The sequence below is a fragment of the Candidatus Coatesbacteria bacterium genome, from assembly GCA_014728225.1.
GTDB lineage: Bacteria > RBG-13-66-14 > RBG-13-66-14 > RBG-13-66-14 > RBG-13-66-14 > WJLX01.
In genome coordinates this window covers 20,115-39,294 of sequence record WJLX01000007.1, presented here as the reverse complement: position 1 = coordinate 39,294, position 19,180 = coordinate 20,115, and the positions used below count along the sequence as shown (strand labels likewise).

The following is a 19,180-nucleotide window of genomic DNA, read 5'->3' as shown; positions in this document are numbered from 1 at the left end:
CACCGAAGGGTGACTTCTTTTCGGTTACGTTTCGAACACCGGTGATACTCCGCGCCATCGCCCCTGCGCTCCAACCAGCCAACCACCCCGAAGGGTGGCTTCTTTTCGGTTACGTTTCGAACACCGGTGATACTCCGCGCCATCGCCCCTGCGCTCCAACCCGCCAACCACCCGCAAGGGTGGCTTCTGTAGTTACCTTGCCAAGGCCGGTGAAGCCGCGTTAATCCGCCCGCTCACGCTCAAACAGCGCAATCGGCGGCCGTTGAAAAACAGCCCGCCGGCAGGCCGTCTAACCGCGCCACCTACTGCTAACGCCGGAACTGGTACGGTTTTTGCATCTCGACAACCGTTAGAGCGATGATAACGGTTCGTCTCCGCAAAAACCGTACCAGTTCCGGCGTCGTAGCCTGACGCTCAGGGTCCGCCGGCGGGCTGTTTTTCAACGGCCTTCGGCACACAAAAACGCCCCGGATTATCGGCGCGTTTACCCTCTCGTTAAAGCGGTTATGGTGCCCCGGAGGCCTCTGCGGTGTTACTCGACAGTGCCCGCCGCAGGTCCGCTCTGGACACGCAGTACGCGCCGTCCCCAACCCGGGGCGCTGATGACCAGCTCCTGCGGTGTAATCTCGACCACCTGGCCCCCGGCGATCCGTTCGCCGACCTTGATGGAGTAGCCGACACCGGCGGCGTCCTCGACCAGAGCGGTGGGTACGCCGTCGACGCTGAACATCCCGCGGTAGTAGAGGTTGGCCAGGTTGGCCTGGGCGGCGGTGGGCATCTCACCGGGCTGGGGTCCCGGCGGCAGGAAGGGGTCCCGCCGACCCAGGTCGCGGTAGCTCGGCGTCTCGGTCTCGGTGAGTTCTTCGACGTCGCCGGGGGTCAACTCCGCGGCTTCGGGTCGGGCCAGACTGCTGGAGTAAACGGCCAGCAGCAGGCTGCCGGTCAGGGTCCGTCCCGGCGTCGCCCCGGCCAGACCGGTCAGGGTCAGCTCGCGAATCTCGACCTGGGGCAGGTAGCTCGACAGATTGGCGACGAAGCGGGCGAACTCGTGGTAGCCGGTGACGAAGCCGATCTCGCGCTCGGTGATGGTGACCTCGTTCTCCGTGGTCGTACCCTTACGTTGGATGGACTCGATGTTGCCCTGGATGCCGGCGGCCGAGGCGGCCCGGCCCAGGGAACGGACGAGTTCGTCCTCGGAGAGCGGCGCAGGCAGGCTGGAGCGCAGGTTCTCGATGACGTTGTTCAGGTCGCTGATCTGCTGCTGCAGCTCGCCGGCGCGTTGGCCGGCCTCGAGCTGCTCCGCGAGTTCGAGGCGTTTCTGCGCCGTGGCGGCGGCGATCTCGTCGGCCCGGCCGTACTGCTTGAGCACACCGTAGTGCAGCAGCAGATAGCCGGCGAGGACGGCCAGCAGGTAGACCAGTACCGCCTTCTGGGTCACCGGGTCTTTGAAGCGCCGTTTGGCCATGGTCAGCTATCACTCCAGCCGGGCGGTGAAGTCGAACTGCAGCACCCGTGAGCCCTCGAGGTCGATGCTCTGGGCCCCGCCCTGCTTGACGGCGGCCAGTTGCGGATCATCGATCAAACCCTCGAGGATGTCGGCCAGGGCGAAGTGGTTGTAGGTGTTGCCCTTGAGCTGGACGGAACCCTCGCGCTCGCGCAGCTCGGAGAGCCAGACGTCGCGTTGGGGAGTAGCCTCGTTGACGGCCTGGAGCAGGGAGACGTAGCGCTCGCCGGTGCCGCCGGGTCGCGCCATGGTCTTGAGGGCCTCGACGCGGCGGGCCAGGCTGTCGTGCTCCTGTTCGAGGGCCTCGAGTTCGGCGGAGTCGGCTCGGGCCTGTTCGAGGGCCAGTTCGAGGGTCTGACGCTCCTCGCGGGCCTCGTCGACGGCGTTGCCGGCGATGAAGGTCCAGACGGCCAGGCCGACGACGACGGCGCCGCCGACGATCAGGGCGGTGGTGAAGGCGTTGAAACGCTTGGTGGAGGTGAAGTAGACCTCGTCGGCGCCCTCGTAATCCTCGAAACCGACGCCCATCGACGGAGTTTCGGGCTCGGTCAGGCCAAAGTCCTCCGTGGGCGGCGTCGGTTCTGGCTGGGGTTCGGCCAGCTTGACGCGACGGTCCTGGAGCAGATTGATGCGGATCACGATCGACCTCGGGGTCAGGGCAGCTCGGGATCGTCGCCGCGGATGGCCAGCCCGACGCCGACGGCGAGATGGGGGGCCAGCGACGCCAGCTCGTCGGGATCCAGGCCCGAGGCGGCTGTATCCAGGTTGGCCAGGGGATCGAGATTGGTGACGGGTACGGCGAGACGGACTTGGAGAGCCGCGGTGATCTGGGGCAATCCGCTGGAGCCGCCGGTCAGTACGGCCCGCTGGAGCTCAAGGTCGGGGTTGGTCTCGAAGAAGTGGCTGAGGGTGCGGCCGATCTCACCGACCAACTCGCCGGCGACGCGTTCGAGGACGGCGTTCAGCTCTGCGGGATCGATCTCGTGGTTCTCGCCGCGCTTGGCGCGCTCGGCGTCGGCCACGGAGAGGGCTAAGTCCCGGGCGACGGCCTCGGTGAAGTCGTTGCCGGCGATGGAGACGTCACGGGTGAAACGGGGCGAGCCGGCGGCGAGGACGTTGATGTTGGTCAGGGCGGCGCCGATGTTTACCAGAGCGACGGTGTCGGCGGCTCCGGCCGGTTCGGCCAGCTCGTAGCAGTTACCCAGGGCGAAGGAATCGACATCGACGATCAGGGGTTCCAGACCAGCCAACCGCAGGATCATCAGGTGGTTCTCCAGGCGTTCCTTCTTGGCGGCCACCAATAAGACCCGGGTGTAATCGTCCTCGCGACCGATGACGTGGTAGTCGAGGTTGACGTCGGCGAGGCTGGGCAGATACTGCTCGGCCTCCCAACTGACGTTCTGGGCCAGCTCGTCGTCCTCGACGGTGGGGATGCGGATGGGCTTGACGATGACGGCGCGCCCCGAAATGGCGGAGATGACACGGTTCTCTTCGAGACCCAGCTGGCGGAACAGGTCCTCAATGGAATCGGCCACGGCGCCGGAATCCATCACGTCGCCATCAACGATCGCCCCGGCGGGCAGGGAGGCCAGGGCGATGTTGGCCAGGGCCCAGCCCTCGTCGGTGCGGGAGAGGGCCACCAGCTTGATCAGGCTGGAGCCGATATCCAAACCCACCGACAGGCGGCTGTACTGCTCTCCCATCCGGGGACTCCGCTGGTTCTCCGGCAGCGTCTCTAGGCTACCGGTGACGGATGCTATTCAAGGGTTTATTAACGCTAAGAGCTTACCACAGGGGCGGTTGCGGGGCAAGCGGAACCTGCCCGCGTCCGGTATCTCGGCAAGCCGACCCGGGCAACTCCGGATAAGCCGCGCCGCCGGAACCGGCACGGTTTTTGCATCTCGGCGACCGTTGGGAGCGTCGTCAACGGTCGACCTCCGCAAAAACCGTGCCGGTTCCGGCGGCGGGCGGTTTCGATCCGTCCCGTTCACCGGCGTCGGCTTGCCGCATCGCGCTTGGTCGGACTGACCACGGTCAACGGTAAAAACGAAACGTGTTACCGTAATGAAAAAGCCCGCCGAGCCGGGCGGACCGTCCAAGCACTGTTGTTCGATGGAAACTGAAACCGGGGGATGATAACCCGGTTGATCGGCCTGACTGGATAACCGACGACGTAGCGAGACTCTCTCGATACTTGATGATCCGACATCTGTTCGGCGGTCCGTCGCCCAGTGACCGACGGAGCCGTTCCCCGAAATGTACCAGGAAGCCGCCGCCGACCTGATCCGTATCGCTCCGCGTGCTCTGCCCCCAGCTAAGCCCCGTTGGCTGGGGCGGTAGGATTCGAACCTACGAATGACGGCTCCAAAGGCCGTTGACTTACCGCTTGTCGACGCCCCAGGGGATGCGTTCTCCCCGTTCGAGAGGCCGGCGGCCCTGTCGAACGGGGAGCGCTGATTATAGCACAGCTCGTTTAAGTGCGCAGGGTGCTGTTCTAAGCCTCGGATTCGCTCGGTTCTTCCTGATAGAGTTGTCCCCGCATCTCCTCATCGTATTTGGCCAGGATCATGCTCTCGATCATGTCCCGGGTTTCCTGGTTGAGAGGATGGCAGACATCGCGTCGGGTTCCGTCGCGGCGCTTTTTGTTCGGCATGGCGACCCAGAGGCGATCGTTGCCGTCGATGACGCGCATATCCTTGACGATGAAGCAGTTGTCGAAGACGACGGAGGCGTAGGCCTTGAGTTTTTCTTCGTCGCGCAGGGTAACCCTGACCTCGGTGATCTCCATAGTGCCCCCTCAGCGGTGCAGACAAGCCTTGGGCTTGGGTGCATGATCGAGTGTTGTGACTAGGCTTTTTTCAGTGTCACGCCGCCGTCGCGAATCCTGGTGGGAACGGCGGCAATACCACGGCTTTCGATTTCACGGGCGATGCGGGCGGCGCTGTCCCCATCCGCGGCCAGACCGAAACAGGCGGCTCCGGATCCGGTCAGGGAAACGGCGTCGAGCCCCGCTTGTTGCAGCAGCTGTAAGCTCCGCTCGATGACAGGGAAGGTGGCGCCGACGGGCCGGGCAAAGGCGTTGGGCAGCTTCCGGGGGCGCGGACCGCCGGTCAGCCAGCCCTCGATTGCTTCACGCTCCAGGGGCCGTAAATCCTCAGCGGTGATCTGCATGTAGGCCCAGGCCGTCGAGACGGCGGCTTGCGGTAGCGCTAAGACCAGATACTGGTCCGGCGGAGCCGGTCGCGCTTCCAGTAATTCACCACGCCCGGTGGCCAGAGCCACACCGCCTTGGAGAAAGAAAGGCACATCGGAACCCAGGCGGGCGGCCAGTTCGTACAATTCACACTGTTCGAGGGGTTCATCGAAAAAGGTGTTCAAACCCAACAGGGTGGCCGCGGCGTCGGACGATCCCCCACCCAGACCGGAACCCGGTGGAATACGCTTGGCCAGTTGCAGCTGCAGTTCGATTTTCAGGCCGGTCCGGGTGGCGAAGAGATCGGCCGCCCGACAGACCAGGTTGCGACGGTCCGCCGGAACCCCGGGAGCGCCGCTCAGGCGCAGGCTGAACTCCGGCGCCGGGGCCATGAAAAGGGTATCGCCCAGCGCGATGCAGGCCAGGTAGGTTTCGATATCGTGGAAGCCGTCTTCCCGGCGGCCGAGAACGGCCAGGCCCAGGTTGATCTTGGCTGGACAGAAAAGACTGAGTCCTTGCATATCATACTTTCTAGCACAACGGGGTGGGTTTAGTCAACGAGATAAAGCCGGAACTCGAGCATCAACGGTGGCTCGTCGTGCGGAACAGGCCCGCTGGATCGGCCCGGCGTCGTATTCGACGGACGTTCAGGCGAAAAAAACGACGCTGGCGACCGGCGCGCAAAATGCCGGGGAATGGTCGCCGAGGTTCGAAAAGCCAACCGCCGTCCGCGAGTTGCCAGCTTCTATCATAGCAACAGGGGCTCGTCCAGGCAAGTCGACGCTGCAAGTCGACGGTCCATCTAAGGCGGCAAAAACCCGGCGCTATGATTGACGACCGCCAAATGCGATGCTATATTACTCACGAGCTGTCATGTGTCGCCAAATGGGGCGAAAACGGAAGCATCACCCGATACGGCCGCTCCAACAGGGGCTCCCGAGCGAGACAGCAGTCCGCTTCCACCCCGCCAACAATCAAAGCTCGGCGTCCACCGGACGGCAACACGTTGAACTCACCGCTGGACATCGACGCCGCTCTCAGCCCGGGTGATTCCGACAATCCCCCAGCTATCCGCCGCCTTCAACCGCCGAACCGGGAGGGATAAATGCGTAAAGCGTTGTTAGTGCTACTCGGTTTGTTAACCGTCGCCTACGCCGCCGAATACAACCTGCTGCTCCTCGACGACGAAAACGATGCCGGGGGCAACGAGAACATGCTAACCTTCGAGGACGATCTCGGCGACTGGGGTATCGAGTTCGATCACTTCTTCGACAACGCCTTGAACCTCTACAGCGAGGACCCCACCGCACTGGAACCCTACAATATCATCCTCTGGTACAACGCCAGCCGCGCCATCAGCAGCAGCGAGCGCGACACGCTGCAGAGCTGGGTCGACGAGGGCAACTGCCTGGTGGTCACCGGCCGCGACAGCATCGGCCTGCCCAACGATCCCTACATGGCCGATCTGGTCAACTCCACCACCAACGGCGATTATCTCGACGCCGACGCCTTCCGGATCAGCAAGGAGCACTGGATCACCAGCGGACCCAACGGTGACTTCTACAACGCGAGTTACGATCTGGTCGAGACCTGTCGCGATTGCGACAACGTCCGCGCCCAATCCCCGGAAACCATCAGCCTGGGCAAACTGCGCCGCGGCACCCTGATCGGCCCCGACAAGCTCATCGTCACCGAAAACGTCGGCGCCGGCAACGGCATCATCGTCTACTGGAACGGCAACGCCGATTCCCGGGAGTGGTGGGACCAGGTCTACACCCCGGCCACCTGGAACATGATCCACAACTGCCTGGACTACATGATGGATTACGTAGAAACCAACGCCGTCGAACCGGTCAGCTGGGGAGAACTCAAGACCCTGATCGACTAGCCCCCGACTATCCGACCTCAAACGAGGAATCCCGCGGGATTCCTCGTTTGATATCGCCCGACGTAACCGGTTGACCACTCCGCGCTCGCGGCGGCCCTCGAAATAACCTGCCCCGCCTTCTCCAACCCGGCGAAGCCCCGCGCCGGAACCGGCACGGTTTTTGCGGAGGCCGACCGGTATGCTTGAGCGGAACGGTCGCCGAGATGCAAAAACCCGTGCCGGTTCCGGCGCTAAACGATGAATACCCGCGGTAACGCTGCGGTACGTTTTCGAGGGCCGCCGGAGCGTGGGCGTTCTACGCGGAAAAAGCAACAACGGAGCCGCCGGGCTCCGTTGTTGCGGGTTTGAAACGAAAGCATCAGGCCTTGAACTCCCGGGCCTCCTCGACGAGGGTGTAGGTCTCGATGACATCGCCGATGTGGATGTCGTCGAAGCGTTGGAGTCCGATGCCGCATTCGTAGCCTTCGGCGACTTCGCGGACGTCGTCCTTGAAGCGGCGCAGGCTCTCCAGGCGACCCTCCCAAACCACGCGACCGTCGCGCACCAGCCGGGCGTGATCCTTGCGGTTGATCCGACCCGCGGTGATGTAGCAACCGGCGATAACGCCGACCTTGGGCACACGGAAGGTCTGGCGCACCTCGGCCTTGCCGTGGTCCTCCTCGCGGATCTCCGGGGACAACAGGCCGGAAAGCAACTCGCGGACCTCGTCGAGAAGCTCGTAGATGATGCGGAAGTTCTTGATCTCGACGTTGATCTCCTGGGCCAGCTTCTGGGCTTTGGAGTCGGGGCGGACGCTGAAGCCGACGACGACGGCCTCGGAAGCGGCGGCCAGCTGAACGTCGGCCTCGGTGATCGCGCCGACGGCGGAGTGGATGACCTCGAGCTCGACCTCGTCGCTCTCGAAACGCCCGAGTGAATCGACGACGGCCTCGACGGTACCGGCGACATCGGCCTTGACGACGAGTTTGAGTTTCTTCTTCTCCTCGCCGCCGCCGGGGGCCAGGAAATCGGCCAGGCTTTGGCGCTGCCGGGTCTGAAGCTTCTCCTCCCGGGCGGCGTTCTGGCGCAGTTGGGCGATGCTGCGGGCTTCTTTCTCATCGGCGACGACGACCAGGGTGTCTCCGGCCTCCGGTATGCCGTCGAAGCCCTGGACCTCGGCCGGCGAGCCGGGCCCGACGGCCTTGAGGCGCTTGCCCTGCTCGTTGGACAAGATGCGGACCTTGCCGGCCTCGGTACCGCAGACAAAGGCCATTTTGGGCTTGAGGGTTCCGTCGGTGACCACCACGGTGGCCACGGTGCCCCGTCCGCGATCGATACGGCTCTCGATGACCACGGCCTGGGGGCTGGCGTCGGGATCGGCCTGGAGTTCGAGCATCTCACCGTGGAGGGCCAGGATCTCCAGCAGGTGATCGACCCCCTCGCCCGAGATGCCGGATACGTCGCAGAAAGTATTCTCGCCGCCCCACTGTTCGGGTTGGACGTTGTACTTGGAGAGCTGGCGGCGGACCCGCTCCGGATCGGCGTTGTCCTTGTCGATCTTGGTGACGGCGACGACGATCTCGACGCCGGCGGCGCGGGCGTGGTTGACGGCCTCGACGGTCTGGGGCATCACTCCGTCGTCGGCGGCGACGACGAGGACGACGATATCGGTCACCTCGGCCCCGCGGGCCCGCATGGCGGTGAAGGCCTCGTGACCCGGTGTATCGATGAAGGTCAGCTTGCCCTCGGCGGTTTCGACCTGGTAGGCGCCGATATGCTGGGTGATCCCGCCGGCCTCGCCCGCGGCGACCTTGGTCTGGCGGATGTAGTCCAGCAGGGTGGTCTTACCGTGATCGACATGGCCCAGGACGGCCACGATCGGCGGCCGGGATTGCAGCTTGCTCTCGTCGTCGTAGTCGTCGGGCAGGACGGCGGTGTAGTCAAATTCCTCGACCAGGGCCGCCGTGGTCTCGATGTCCATCTCCTCGACGACGCTGTACTCTTCGCCGAGGGCCTCGAGGCGCTGCAGGATCTCGTCACTGGTCACCGACAGCTTGTCGGCCAACTCGACGGGGGTCAGGGCACGATCGATCGTGAGCTGCTTGGCCGTCTTCTCCTTGCTGCGTTTCTTGCGGGCGGTACGCAGCTCGTGGATCTGGGCGGAACCGGATTTACGACGGCGGCGGCGGCGCTTGCGCCGGGCCCGGCGCGATTCCTCGGCGGAGCGACGTTGTTTGTCCTTGTCCAGCCCCAACTCTTCGGCGGTCAGCGGTTTTTCGGGCCGGTAGAGGATCCGTGGCCCCTTCTTGCCGACCTTTTTCTCCTTCTTGTCCTTCTTGCCGCCCTTATCGTCAAAGACGGGGCGCTTGATGTCCCGCTCGGGCTTGCCGGGCTTGACGGCGGCCTTGGGCCGGACCTTGGGTCGACCAACGGGCTTGGTCGGCCTGCTCGGAGGTTCAACCTTCTTGGGCGCGACCTTGACCTCGTCGGCGGCGGAGCCGACGGTATCGGTGACGCTTCCCTTGGCGGCGTCCTCGCTTTTGACGGTTTTTTCTGAAGCCGCGGTCTTCTTCGGACGGTCCTCGGCTTCGTCGGCGGCGGGTTCGACGCCCCGGATTTTGCTCTCGTCCTCGGCGGCTTCGGCGCTTGCGGTGGTTTCCCGCTCCTCTTCGGCGGGTTCCTCCTTGGGTCGGTGGCGGACCCGGACCCGGGGCTTCTTGCCGCCCTTGGTCACCTTGGCGGCGTTGACCTTGGTGCTGCGGGGTTTCTCCCGAGGGGCGAACTTGGAACGCAAGCGGCGTTCCTGTTCTTCGGTCAAACCGGCCATGTGGCCGCTGACCTCGATACCCAGCGCTCTCATCCGGGCGATGAGCAGCTTGCTGGGGATACCGAACTCTTTGGCTAATTCGTAAACCCTCATCGTGGAGTGCAACCCTCTTTCACGGCGCCGTCGCCGGCGAAACCGACAGACTCGTCGTCAACGGATACCCGTTGGATGCTCCGTTGTTGATCTCGCGTCTGGCGCAAAGATCCTTCGCGTACGGTTCGTTCAGGTAAGTGTATGCCGGGCTTCCACCGGGCTAGTCTACGTCATCCTCGTCGTCGACCTCATCGAGCTCACGCAACAGTTCGGCGGCGGCGGCCTTGATGGAGTCGGCGGTCTTGGGGCCGATACCGGGAACTGCGGTCAGCTCCGCGATCTCGGCCACAGCGACGGCCTCCAGGCTGTCGAAGCCGGCCTTGAATAGCTCCTCGGCGGTGGCCTCGCCGACCCCGGGGAGATCCAGCAGCTCGACCATGGCGTCGTCGTGTTCCTCGGCCTCCATCACCTCGGTCTTTTCCTTTTCGAACTGCTCCGGGCTGCGCACGTCGATGCGCATATTAACCAGGCGCGAGGCCAGCTTGATGTTGCGGCCGCGCTTGCCGATGGCGATGGAGAGTTTGTCCTCGGGAACGACGACCAGCAGGCGGTCGTTGTACTCGTCGTACTCGACGTTGAGCACCTCGACGGGATTGAAGGCGTGCTTGGTGAAGGCCTTGATTTCGGGGCTCCAGAGCACCAGATCTACGCGCTCCTGATCTAGCTGGCGGACGATGGACTGGATGCGGTAGCCGCGCAGACCCACGCAGGTGCCCACGGCGTCGACGTTGGGATCGGTGGAGCGCACGGCGACCTTGGAGCGGAAGCCGGCGTCGCGGGCGATGTTGACGATCTCGACGGTGCCGTCGGCGACCTCGGGGATCTCCTCGTAGAACAGCTCGGCCACCAGGGCCGGATGACGCCGGGAGAGGATGATCTGCGGGCTGCGGCTGGTCTTGCGCACCTCGAGCACGAAGCAGCGCACCCGGTCGCCCTTGCGGTAACGTTCGTTGACGATCGATTCCGAGTAGGGCATGATGCCGTCGGTCGAGTGCAGATCGATAACGACGCCGCCGGAGGACTCGCCCTGGACGATGCCGTTGACCAGGGTGCCCTCGCGGTGCTTGAACTCCTCGTAGATGGCGTCGCGTTCCGCCTCGCGGATGCGCTGCATGACCACCTGCTTGGCGGTCTGGGCGGCGGAGCGACCAAAATCGTCGAGGTCGACGTCGATGTCCAGCTCGTCACCGAGAACAACCTCGTCGCCGGCCAGATAGCGGGCCTCCTCGAGGGAGATCTCGTTGACCGGATTCTCGACATCATCGGTGACGGTCTTGGTCAGCCAGACGACGACCCGGCCCTCTTCGAGATCGACCTGGGCGTCGATGACAGCCTGATCACCGAAGCGGCGACGGGCGGCGGCGCGCAGGCCGGCCTCGAGGGCTTCGTAGAGCACCTCTTGCTCGATACCCTTGTTGCGGGCGATAGCTTCCAGGGCCTGGAGAAAATCGTAATTCATCGCTTTCGGCTTCGTTTGTCACGGCGGCGGAATTGCTTCGGCCACTCGTGGTGGAGGCGCAGCTGGACGACTTCCTCGCGATCGAGTTTACGTTCCGGCCCCGCTGCGGGTTGAAGGGTGAGGGTATAGGGGTCGAAGTCGCGCAACTCGCCGACGACGGTTTCCCCGCTGTCTGCGGCGGGCTGGACCTTGGCGGCCACGCGCCGTCCCCGGGCCCAACTGAGCTCGAGTTCGCTCCTCAGGATACGCTCCAGCCCCGGCGAGCCGACCTCGAGACGGAACGCGCCCAGATCGGGCAGCTCACCGGCCAGGACGTCCTCGAGGTAGCGGGTCCAGCGGGCGTAGTCGTCGACGTTCATCCCGCCCTCGCGGTCGAGGGCCAGGATGATCTTGCGCCCGCTCTTGTGAACGGCTACCTGACAATCGACCAGGGTGACTCCCTCGGAATCCAGCAGGGGCAGGAGGAGGTCGATGATCTCCTCGCGCAGGCGCTGGGGGAGTTCCATTACCGCATCTCCGGTGGTCGGTGGTTTGCTGGGCTGGCTGGTCATCGTCAAGCTTCGCTGAGTCAAGCTTCGCTGAATGGATCGCTCGGTTTTACTGAGCTGAAACGCTGAGGACGGAACGACCAGTCCGCGGCCGCGCTTAGAAAAGGCGCTCGGGCCGGGCCGTCGGTGAGTTGCAACGGCGCGGCGGGGTCGCCCCCGAGCAGAAGTGCATCCTAGCACAACGCGGGGTTTAAGTCCAGAGTTACTAGTTACTCCGGCGCTTCTCGACGGCCTCGGCGAACAACTCGAGGTAGCGCCGGGCGGAGCGTTCCCAGGAGAAATCGCTGTCGAAGGCCCGTTGGCGCAGCTCGGTCCAGGCCTCGGGGTCGGTGTAGGCCGCCAGGGCCCGATCCAGACAGTCCAGCATCTGCGATGCTTGATACTCGTCGAAGCGGAAGCCGTTGACGCCGTCCTCGATGGTGTCGGCCAGCCCGCCGGTGGCCCGCACCACGGGAATGGTGCCGTAGGCCAGGGCGATCAGTTGACCCAGGCCGCAGGGCTCGTAGCGGCTGGGCATCAGGAACATGTCGGAGCCGGCATAGATGCGCTGGGCCAGGGCGGCGTCGTAGGCCAGCTTGACACCGCAGCGCTCGGGATGCTCGGCGGCCAGCTTCTCGAACATCTCGTGGTACTCGGGAGCCCCGGTGCCCAGCAGGACGAACTGCAGCTCGCGCCGGAAGAAGTCCTCGGCGGCCTCGGCGAACAGATCCAGGCCCTTTTGGTCGGCCAGCCGGGTGACCATGCCGACGAGGGGCACATCGAGGCGCTCGGGCAGGCCGTACTCCCGCTGCAGGGCGGCCTTGCACTGGGCCTTGCCGGCGGGGTCGTCGGCCGAGTAGTTGTTGGGGATCTGCTTATCGTCGGCCGGGTTCCACAGCTCGTAGTCGATGCCGTTGAGAACTCCGTACAACTCCGCGGAACGCGAAGCCAGCACGCCCTCCAGGCCGTAGCCGAACTCCGGGGTCTGGATCTCGGCGGCGTACTTCCGGCTGACCGTTGTCAGCAGATCGGCGAACACCAAACCCGCCTTGAGATAGTTGACCTTGCCGTAATACTCCAGACCCCCCTCGACCTTGAAGATCGAGGAGCCGAGGCCGATCAGCGGCAGGGCTTCCCCGGGCTTGAAGGCACCCATGTAGGCCAGGTTGTGGATGGTGAACAGGGTGGCCGTCTTGGCGAACTCCGGATAACCGCCTTCCTTGACCAGCAGGGGCACCAGGCCGGTCTGCCAGTCATGGCAGTGGATAACGTCGGGGACGAAATCGAGGGCCTTGGCCGTTTCCAGGACGGCCTTGGCGAAGAAGGCGAAGCGGGCGGCGTTGTCGTCGTAATCGGCGCCGTCCTCGCCGTAGAGGCCGGGACGGTCGAAGAAGGCCGGGCAGTCGACGAAGTAGGCCGGGTAGCCCTGGGAGCGATCGGCGTAGACCTCGAAGGCCACTCGCTCATCGCCCAGGGGTACTTCGAGACCCGTGGCGACCTTGTCCAGCTCTTGCTCGACCTTGGCGTAGCGCGGCATGATCAGACGGGCGTCGGCCTCGAGGTCGACGAATTCCTTGGGCAGAGAGCCGGCGACATCGGCCAACCCTCCGGTCTTGGCGTAAGGCACGACCTCGCTGGCGGCTAACAGGATCCTCATTGCAACTCCTCCCCCACGGGGTGTCGGTCGATTATCGTAAAAAAGGCTCGCGTACACGCGCCACCGTCGGGCGCCGTTTTTCGTTCTCGCGTGGTTTACATTCTAACATCCACGACCGGGGGCCGGGCAAGCGGCAGTTTCTCCGGCTCCCGTCAACACCTCGCGCCGGCAGCGCAGGATCAGGAAGAAGGGCACCCGGCGCGTCCAGGCCAGATCGGGATGGCGAGCCAGGGCCTCGCTGTCGGCCCGGGGCTCGGCCAAACGCTCCAGGCGAAAACCGTGATCGATCAACAAGTTGATCCACTCCGACAGCGTCAGGTGGAAGCGGGGGATGACGAAGTCGCCGAATGATTCCCGTTCAGCCTCCGTGGCGTGCCCGAAGCACCAACGACCGACATCCCCATGGGGGGACTCGAAGTAGCCGTCAATCTCCAAGCCGGTTCGTTCGCCGTCGTCGTCGGTCACCCAGCGGCGCAGGACGGTGTCCGTGCAGGGATGGCTGATCGAGAACTGCAGGAAGCCGCCGGGCTTGATCACCCGCCAAAGCTCGGCCAGGACCGCCCCCGGCTCGGGCATGTCCATCAGACTCATGAAGGCACAGGCGAAATCGAAGGCCGCCGCCGCCAGGGGCAGACGTTGGGCGTCGCCTAACAGGTAGCGGATGCCCAACGGCTCGCGGACTTCCTCCTCGCGGGCCGCGCGGAGAAACGACGGACAGAGATCGAGCGCGGTCATCTCGGCCCCCCGGCGGGCCAGCAGACGGGTGTTGTATCCCTCGCCACAGCCGAGGTCCAGGCCCCGACGCCCGGCGACGCCGGGCAGCAGGGCGAAGAAGGCCGGAGTGTTGATGTAATCGCGGTAAACGTCGCGACCCCGACGGGCCAGCTCGGTCCAGGCCGCGGCGTTGCTCTCCCAGTAACGGGCGACTTCCCTGGTGTCCATGACTACCGTTTCGTGAGTTGACCACCGCACGGTTCACCTGAACGGCGCCGGCGGGGGAGCCCCCAGCGCCCCAACATCGCCGAGTCCCGCACCCCGGATCCCTACCCCCGGCCGGAACTGGCACGGTTTTTGCATCTCGGCGAGCGTTCCGCTCGACCTTAACGCTCCGCCTCCGCAAAAACCGTGCCAGTTCCGGCCGGGGCGGCGGGCCGGTCCCGCGGATGGGGGCTCCCCCGCCGGCGCAACCGGGGGGTCGCCGCCGAGGCGGCCACCCCCCGGTGGGCGGGCAATGAGCGCCGGGTTACTTGGCCATGCCGATCCGCTGGGCCTTCTGCTCGACCTTGCCCTCGGTTTTGATCGAGGGGGCGATGATGATCTCGACGTTCTGCATCTCCTTGATGCAGTGGGCGCCGAGATTGCCCATCGCCGTGGTCAGGGCGCCCATCAGGTTTTGGGTGCCGTCGTCGAGTTCGGCGGGGCCGAAGAGGATCTGCTTGAGACTGGCGTTTTGACCGACGCGGATGCGGGTGCCCCGGGGCAGGTTGGCGTGGGGTGTGGCCATCCCCCAGTGGAAACCGCGTCCGGGTGCTTCGTGGGCCTTGGCGAAGGGCGAGCCGATCATCACGGCGTCGGCTCCGGCGGCGAAGGCCTTGGCGATGTCTCCGCCGGCGCGCATCCCGCCGTCGGTGATGATCGGTACGTAGCGGCCGGTCATCTTGTAGAAGCGATCGCGGGCATAGGCGGTGTCGACGGTGGTGGTGACCTGGGGCACGCCGATGCCCAGCACGCCGCGGGTGGTGCAGGCGGCGCCGGGGCCGATACCGACGAGGATAGCGTCGGCGCCGGCCTCCATCAGCTCGTAGGTCACCTGATAGGTACAGGTGTTGCCGACGATGACGGGGACCTCGCGGCGGTGCATCTCGGCAATGAAGGCGGCGAAGTCCAGGGTATCGTAGGCGCTCGATTCGTGGTTGACCGTGGCGACGGTGGATTGGACGACAAAGATGTCGCAGCCGGCCTCGGCGGCGACGGGGCCGAACTCGCCGGCGCGCTGGGGGATGGCGCTGACCACGGCGGGGGCGCCGCCGGCCTTGATCTGCTCGACGCGCTTGCCGATCAGCTCCTTCTTGATCGGCTCGCCGTAGACGGTCTGGATCAGCTGGGTGCTTTCTTCGGGGCTGGCCGAGGCGATGCGGTCGAGCATCTCGCCGGCGTCCGCGAAGCGGGTCTGGACGCCCTCGAGGTTCAACACGGCCAGACCGCCCAGCTTGCCCATGGCGATGGCGAAGTCGACATCGACGACGCCGTCCATCGCCGAGGCGATCAGGGGCACCTCGAAGCGCCGCCCGCCGAGCTCCCAGCTCGGGTCGACCTCGTCGGGGTTGATGGTCAGGTTGAAGGGAACGAGGGCGATTTCGTCGAAACCAAAGCATTGACGGGCCTTGCGCCCGATACCGATGTACATGCCCATGCCGGAGCTCCTGGGAATGGGGTTAAGTGCGCGGACCATACCGGCCGGAGTCATGCCGTAGGTCGCCGACGTCCACTGCTGGCTGAGCTGTTTCGTTAGCTGCTTCTTCGTTCATTGCCCCGTTAGCTCCGCCCCGTAATAAGAAAGGCTCCCACGGGAGCCTGCGGCGGAGGCGTGACGGGGAACGCGGCGTTCTCCCGGGTCTACCCTTCCGTTGCGGCCCGGAGTGTTGTCTAAGCATTCCCGCGACGGTGGGAGGGTGGACCACCCGTGGAGGGATACTAGCATAGGGACGGCGTAGTGGCAAGCCTGTGATCACCGATCGCGGCGCGGGGTCGGGCTTGCCGCCCACCGGGACCTCTGGTATCATCGCATCTCCCCGGAGGTGAGGATGATCGAAATCGGAGTTGCCGGTGTCGGCCGTTGGGGGCGCAATATTTTGCGCAACCTGGTATCCCTGACGGATTGTTGGGTAACGGCGGTCTACGATCCGGCGGAGTCCGGGCGACGGCAGGCAGCCGAGCTGGCCCCCGCGGCCCGCCTGGTCGATGATTACAACACCCTGCTGGAATCCGGCGTGGACGCCGTGGCCGTCAGCGCCCCGGCCCAACACCACTACGAGCTGGCCCGCAGCGCCCTCGAGGCCGGGCTGCACGTCTTCGTCGAGAAACCCCTGGCTCTGCGCGTGACCGAAGGCACGGAGCTGGTCGAGCTGGCCGACGCCGTCGACCGGCGGCTGCTGGTGGGCCACGTCCTGCGTTACCATCCGGCCCTGGAGGCCCTGTTGGGCGCCCTGGCCTCCGGCGAACCGGGGCGGCTCTACACCGCCCACGCCCGGCGGACCAACTTCGGCCGGGTCCGAGCGGCCGAGAACGCCGTCTGGAGCCTGGGGCCCCACGATATCCTCAATCTGGCCCTGATCTTCGACGCCTGGCCGACGACGGTCTGCTGCTCCGCCGGCAGCCACATCCGCGCCGGTATCGCCGATTACGCCCATCTGGCCCTGCAATTCCCCGGCGAACGCCTCGGCCACATCCACCTGAGCTGGCTGGACCCGCAGAAGCGACGCGAGGTGACCGTCGTCGGCGAGCGCGGCATGCTGCTCTGGGACGATGTCGCCGGCGAGGTCGCCGTCCATCCCAAGTGGGCCGAACCGCTCAGCGACGCCGCCGGTCGCCCCGTCACCGAGCACCACGACTACGCCGTGCGCAATCTCAAAATCGAGCCCGGCGAACCCCTGGCCCGGGAGCTCCAGCACTTCCTCGACTGCTGCGCGGGAAGCGCGGAGCCCAGGGGCGACGGGCGCGAAGGACTGAGGATTCTACGCGTACTGGCCGCCGCCGACGAGAGCGCCGCCCGGCGGGGACGGCCGATCGAGATCGCCTACGACGCCTAAGGCGCGCAGACAGCTTCAAGGAGCGCCGCTCAATGACCAGGGAGCCCTTCGTCCATCCCAGCTCCTATCTCGACGACGACGTCGAGCTGGGCCCGGGAACCAGGGTCTGGCATTTCTGCCACCTCAGCCGGGGCGCCCGCGTCGGCGCCGATTGCGTCCTGGGCCAGAACTGCTACCTGGGCGCGGACGTCGTGCTGGGCGACCGCTGCAAGCTGCAGAACAACGTCAGCATCTACACCCGGGTGACCCTGGAGGAGGGCGTCTTCTGCGGCCCCAGTTGCGTCTTCACCAACGACCGCAACCCGCGGGCCCTCTTCCCCAAAGGCCGTAACGCCTGGGAGCCGACCCTCTGCCGCCGCGGCGCGACCATCGGCGCCAACGCCACCATCGTCTGCGGCGTCACCCTCGGGACCCACTGCATGGTCGCCGCAGGCGCCGTGGTAACCCACGACGTCCCAGACTTCGCCCTCGTCCAGGGGGTGCCCGCCCGCCGCGTCGGCTGGGTCTGCGTTTGCGGCGAACGGCTCGCCGTCCCGCCGACCGCCGCCGGTTACGACGTCGTCTGCGAAACCTGTGGGCGGAGCTACCGCCTCGATGAGGGCCTGTTGAACCGCCCGGAGACCTGCGACGACTGAAAAAACCCACATAGCCCTTGACTTGAAAAAAGGGCGTTTGGTAACCTTAAGTTAGACAATGACCTGCACAATTCAACCTCCAACTGAACCCTTGACGGAGTTGAATTGCAACAACGGTCGCGGCCGGCCCCCGGGGGTTGACCTCGACCCGACCCCGGCGGCCAGCAGCGCGAGGCCCGTGGCGCGCTAAAAACGCCGTTACACTCGAAACCGGCCCCCGGCGGTTGACCCCGACCCGACCCCGGCGGCCAGCAGCGCGAGGCCCGTGGCGTGTTGAAACGCCGTTACACTCGAAACCGCCACCGAGCGATTGGCGCCGATCCAGCCGCCCAGCTACACCAGAACACCCTACTTTCGCTTCCCCAGCCAGATCCCGGCCCACCGTCAACTGACGGTGACGCTTCAACCGCCGGGGCATCCAGGTTCGCTCTTAAGCGGGGGGTAACCCGATGACCAAGCGGGAAATCGCCATCACCGTGGCCAAGAAGCTCAACGTAACGCAGAAGATCGCCGCCCAGGTGCTCGATTCCCTCATCGAGGAGATGAAGGCCGCTCTGAGCCGCGGCGAGCGGATCGAGATTCGCGACTTCGGCGTCTTCAGCGTCCGCGACGCCAAGGAGAAGAAAGCCCGCAACCCCCGCACCAACGAGGTCGTCATCGTCCCCGCCCGCAAACGGATCAAGTTCGTCCCCGGCAAGCGGATGAAGGAGTTGGCCCACCGGCTGACCGACTGACCCGATCCCGAGCACCGCAAGCACTATGAAGAACAACGCCCGGTGGGCGTTGTTCTCTATCGTGGTCGAGGTTACGGCGGACCGCTCCGCTCAGCCGCCGCCACCCCACTTGTGGGCCATCTTGTGGAAGCGGAAGATGGCGTAGCCCGTGGTCAGCAGGGTCAGCACCGAGATGACCATCATGTCGATGAAAAAGGTGTACTCGTAGTGATGGAGCATCAGGCCGCGGAAGAGGTCGACGGCGTAGGCGATCGGGTTGGCGCGGGCCAGCAGGTAGGCCCAGCGGGGTAGATTGTCCAGGGGGAACACCGCTCCCGAGGCCAGGAACATCGGCATGATCAGGAAGTTCATCACCGAGCTGAAGCCCTCGTAGGTCCTGACCAAACTGGCGATGATCATCCCCAGGGCGGCCAGCATGAAGCCGACGATGAAGCTGGCGAGCAGGATCCAGAAGATGTTGTACCACAAAAGCTGAATCTTGGTCAGGAAGACCAGCAGGATGGCGATCAGGCCCTGAATGGTGCAGATGGTCGCTCCGCCGAGCATCTTGCCGACGACGATCGAGCTGCGGCTGATCGGCGCCGCCAGCATCTCCTTGAGCAGGCCGAACTCCCGGTCCCAGATGATGCTGATCGCCGACACCGTCGAGGTGAACAGGATGGTCATCACCACCATGCCCGGGAAGATGTACTCGATGTAGCCGAGCCTGCCCACAGGGGCGAAGTTGGGCGAGATACCGATCCCCAGGATGAACAGCCAGACCATGGGCCGGGCCACCGACGAGGCCACCCGGGGGATGTCGCGGAAGTAGCGCTTGAACTCGCGCAGCCAGACGGCGCGGACGGCGAAGCCCTGGATCATCCCTCGTCCCCCCT

General features: G+C 65.2%; 16 protein-coding genes and 1 tRNA gene. 4 read left to right on the top strand and 13 right to left on the bottom strand.

Annotated elements, in window-relative coordinates; genetic code table 11:
* Positions 1–532 precede the first annotated feature (532 nt).
* The 6 genes from pilO to ispE all read right to left on the bottom strand — a co-directional run bounded on the left by pilO (position 533) and on the right by ispE (position 5,218).
* Positions 533–1,465 carry a type 4a pilus biogenesis protein PilO gene (gene pilO, locus GF399_00810; protein ID MBD3398854.1) on the bottom strand — a complete coding sequence of 311 codons (933 nt, stop codon included), beginning with the start codon at positions 1,463–1,465 and terminating at the stop codon, positions 533–535.
* 9 nt (positions 1,466–1,474) lie between these two features.
* Positions 1,475–2,143 carry a hypothetical protein gene (locus tag GF399_00805; GenBank protein ID MBD3398853.1) on the bottom strand — a complete coding sequence of 223 codons (669 nt, stop codon included), beginning with the start codon at positions 2,141–2,143 and terminating at the stop codon, positions 1,475–1,477.
* Between the two features lie 14 nt (positions 2,144–2,157).
* A complete protein-coding gene (gene pilM / locus GF399_00800; protein MBD3398852.1) occupies positions 2,158–3,207 on the bottom strand; it encodes a type IV pilus assembly protein PilM in 1,050 nt (349 codons plus the stop codon).
* Between the two features lie 622 nt (positions 3,208–3,829).
* A tRNA-Gln gene (locus GF399_00795) sits at positions 3,830–3,904 on the bottom strand.
* Positions 3,905–3,998: 94 nt separating this feature from the next.
* Positions 3,999–4,292, bottom strand: coding sequence for a septation protein SpoVG (locus tag GF399_00790; protein ID MBD3398851.1), 294 nt, complete (start codon positions 4,290–4,292; stop codon positions 3,999–4,001).
* A gap of 59 nt (positions 4,293–4,351) precedes the next feature.
* Positions 4,352–5,218 carry a 4-(cytidine 5'-diphospho)-2-C-methyl-D-erythritol kinase gene (ispE, locus tag GF399_00785; GenBank protein MBD3398850.1) on the bottom strand — a complete coding sequence of 289 codons (867 nt, stop codon included), beginning with the start codon at positions 5,216–5,218 and terminating at the stop codon, positions 4,352–4,354.
* A gap of 584 nt (positions 5,219–5,802) precedes the next feature.
* Between ispE and GF399_00780 the strand changes: the two genes are divergently transcribed.
* Positions 5,803–6,585: a hypothetical protein gene (locus tag GF399_00780; GenBank protein ID MBD3398849.1), complete on the top strand. Its 783-nt coding sequence runs from the start codon at positions 5,803–5,805 to the stop codon at positions 6,583–6,585.
* Between the two features lie 358 nt (positions 6,586–6,943).
* Here GF399_00780 and infB read toward each other — a convergent pair whose 3' ends face one another.
* From infB to GF399_00750, 6 genes are all read right to left on the bottom strand, one after another.
* Positions 6,944–9,484: a translation initiation factor IF-2 gene (gene infB / locus GF399_00775; GenBank protein MBD3398848.1), complete on the bottom strand. Its 2,541-nt coding sequence runs from the start codon at positions 9,482–9,484 to the stop codon at positions 6,944–6,946.
* Between the two features lie 160 nt (positions 9,485–9,644).
* Complete coding sequence (nusA, locus tag GF399_00770) at positions 9,645–10,943, bottom strand: transcription termination/antitermination protein NusA (protein MBD3398847.1); 1,299 nt, start codon at positions 10,941–10,943, stop codon at positions 9,645–9,647.
* Entirely contained in the window at positions 10,940–11,494 is a 555-nt protein-coding gene (locus GF399_00765) for a hypothetical protein (protein ID MBD3398846.1), read from the bottom strand. Before GF399_00765 ends, nusA begins: the two co-directional genes overlap by 4 nt.
* A gap of 202 nt (positions 11,495–11,696) precedes the next feature.
* Positions 11,697–13,127, bottom strand: a complete 1,431-nt coding sequence (gene glgA / locus GF399_00760) for a glycogen synthase GlgA (protein ID MBD3398845.1) — start codon at positions 13,125–13,127, stop codon at positions 11,697–11,699.
* A gap of 102 nt (positions 13,128–13,229) precedes the next feature.
* On the bottom strand, positions 13,230–14,069 hold the full coding sequence (locus GF399_00755; GenBank protein ID MBD3398844.1) for a methyltransferase domain-containing protein: 840 nt from the start codon (positions 14,067–14,069) through the stop codon (positions 13,230–13,232).
* Positions 14,070–14,370: 301 nt separating this feature from the next.
* The gene (locus GF399_00750; protein MBD3398843.1) at positions 14,371–15,540 is read right to left on the bottom strand and encodes a GuaB3 family IMP dehydrogenase-related protein; all 1,170 of its coding nucleotides are present in this window, start codon (positions 15,538–15,540) and stop codon (positions 14,371–14,373) included.
* Positions 15,541–15,931: 391 nt separating this feature from the next.
* Here GF399_00750 and GF399_00745 point away from each other — a divergent pair, with 391 nt between their 5' ends.
* The 3 genes from GF399_00745 (at position 15,932) to GF399_00735 (ending at position 18,305) form a co-directional block, all read left to right on the top strand.
* Positions 15,932–16,936, top strand: coding sequence for a hypothetical protein (locus GF399_00745; GenBank protein MBD3398842.1), 1,005 nt, complete (start codon positions 15,932–15,934; stop codon positions 16,934–16,936).
* A 32-nt stretch (positions 16,937–16,968) separates the two neighbouring features.
* On the top strand, positions 16,969–17,571 hold the full coding sequence (locus GF399_00740; protein ID MBD3398841.1) for an N-acetyltransferase: 603 nt from the start codon (positions 16,969–16,971) through the stop codon (positions 17,569–17,571).
* Between the two features lie 449 nt (positions 17,572–18,020).
* A complete protein-coding gene (locus GF399_00735; protein MBD3398840.1) occupies positions 18,021–18,305 on the top strand; it encodes a hypothetical protein in 285 nt (94 codons plus the stop codon).
* Positions 18,306–18,395: 90 nt separating this feature from the next.
* Here the strand turns inward: GF399_00735 and GF399_00730 are convergent, their stop codons facing one another.
* On the bottom strand, positions 18,396–19,166 hold the full coding sequence (locus GF399_00730) for an ABC transporter permease subunit (protein MBD3398839.1): 771 nt from the start codon (positions 19,164–19,166) through the stop codon (positions 18,396–18,398).
* Positions 19,167–19,180: the final 14 nt, after the last annotated feature.

Coding starts and splice junctions, on each gene's coding strand:
- pilO (MBD3398854.1), bottom strand. CDS start 1,465: ATGGCCAAACGGCGCTTCAAAGACCCGGTGACCCAGAAGGCGGTACTG.
- pilM (MBD3398852.1), bottom strand. CDS start 3,207: ATGGGAGAGCAGTACAGCCGCCTGTCGGTGGGTTTGGATATCGGCTCC.
- GF399_00790 (MBD3398851.1), bottom strand. CDS start 4,292: ATGGAGATCACCGAGGTCAGGGTTACCCTGCGCGACGAAGAAAAACTC.
- ispE (MBD3398850.1), bottom strand. CDS start 5,218: ATGCAAGGACTCAGTCTTTTCTGTCCAGCCAAGATCAACCTGGGCCTG.
- GF399_00780 (MBD3398849.1), top strand. CDS start 5,803: ATGCGTAAAGCGTTGTTAGTGCTACTCGGTTTGTTAACCGTCGCCTAC.
- infB (MBD3398848.1), bottom strand. CDS start 9,484: ATGAGGGTTTACGAATTAGCCAAAGAGTTCGGTATCCCCAGCAAGCTG.
- nusA (MBD3398847.1), bottom strand. CDS start 10,943: ATGAATTACGATTTTCTCCAGGCCCTGGAAGCTATCGCCCGCAACAAG.
- GF399_00765 (MBD3398846.1), bottom strand. CDS start 11,494: ATGACCAGCCAGCCCAGCAAACCACCGACCACCGGAGATGCGGTAATG.
- glgA (MBD3398845.1), bottom strand. CDS start 13,127: ATGAGGATCCTGTTAGCCGCCAGCGAGGTCGTGCCTTACGCCAAGACC.
- GF399_00755 (MBD3398844.1), bottom strand. CDS start 14,069: ATGGACACCAGGGAAGTCGCCCGTTACTGGGAGAGCAACGCCGCGGCC.
- GF399_00750 (MBD3398843.1), bottom strand. CDS start 15,540: ATGGGCATGTACATCGGTATCGGGCGCAAGGCCCGTCAATGCTTTGGT.
- GF399_00745 (MBD3398842.1), top strand. CDS start 15,932: ATGATCGAAATCGGAGTTGCCGGTGTCGGCCGTTGGGGGCGCAATATT.
- GF399_00740 (MBD3398841.1), top strand. CDS start 16,969: ATGACCAGGGAGCCCTTCGTCCATCCCAGCTCCTATCTCGACGACGAC.
- GF399_00735 (MBD3398840.1), top strand. CDS start 18,021: ATGACCAAGCGGGAAATCGCCATCACCGTGGCCAAGAAGCTCAACGTA.
- GF399_00730 (MBD3398839.1), bottom strand. CDS start 19,166: ATGATCCAGGGCTTCGCCGTCCGCGCCGTCTGGCTGCGCGAGTTCAAG.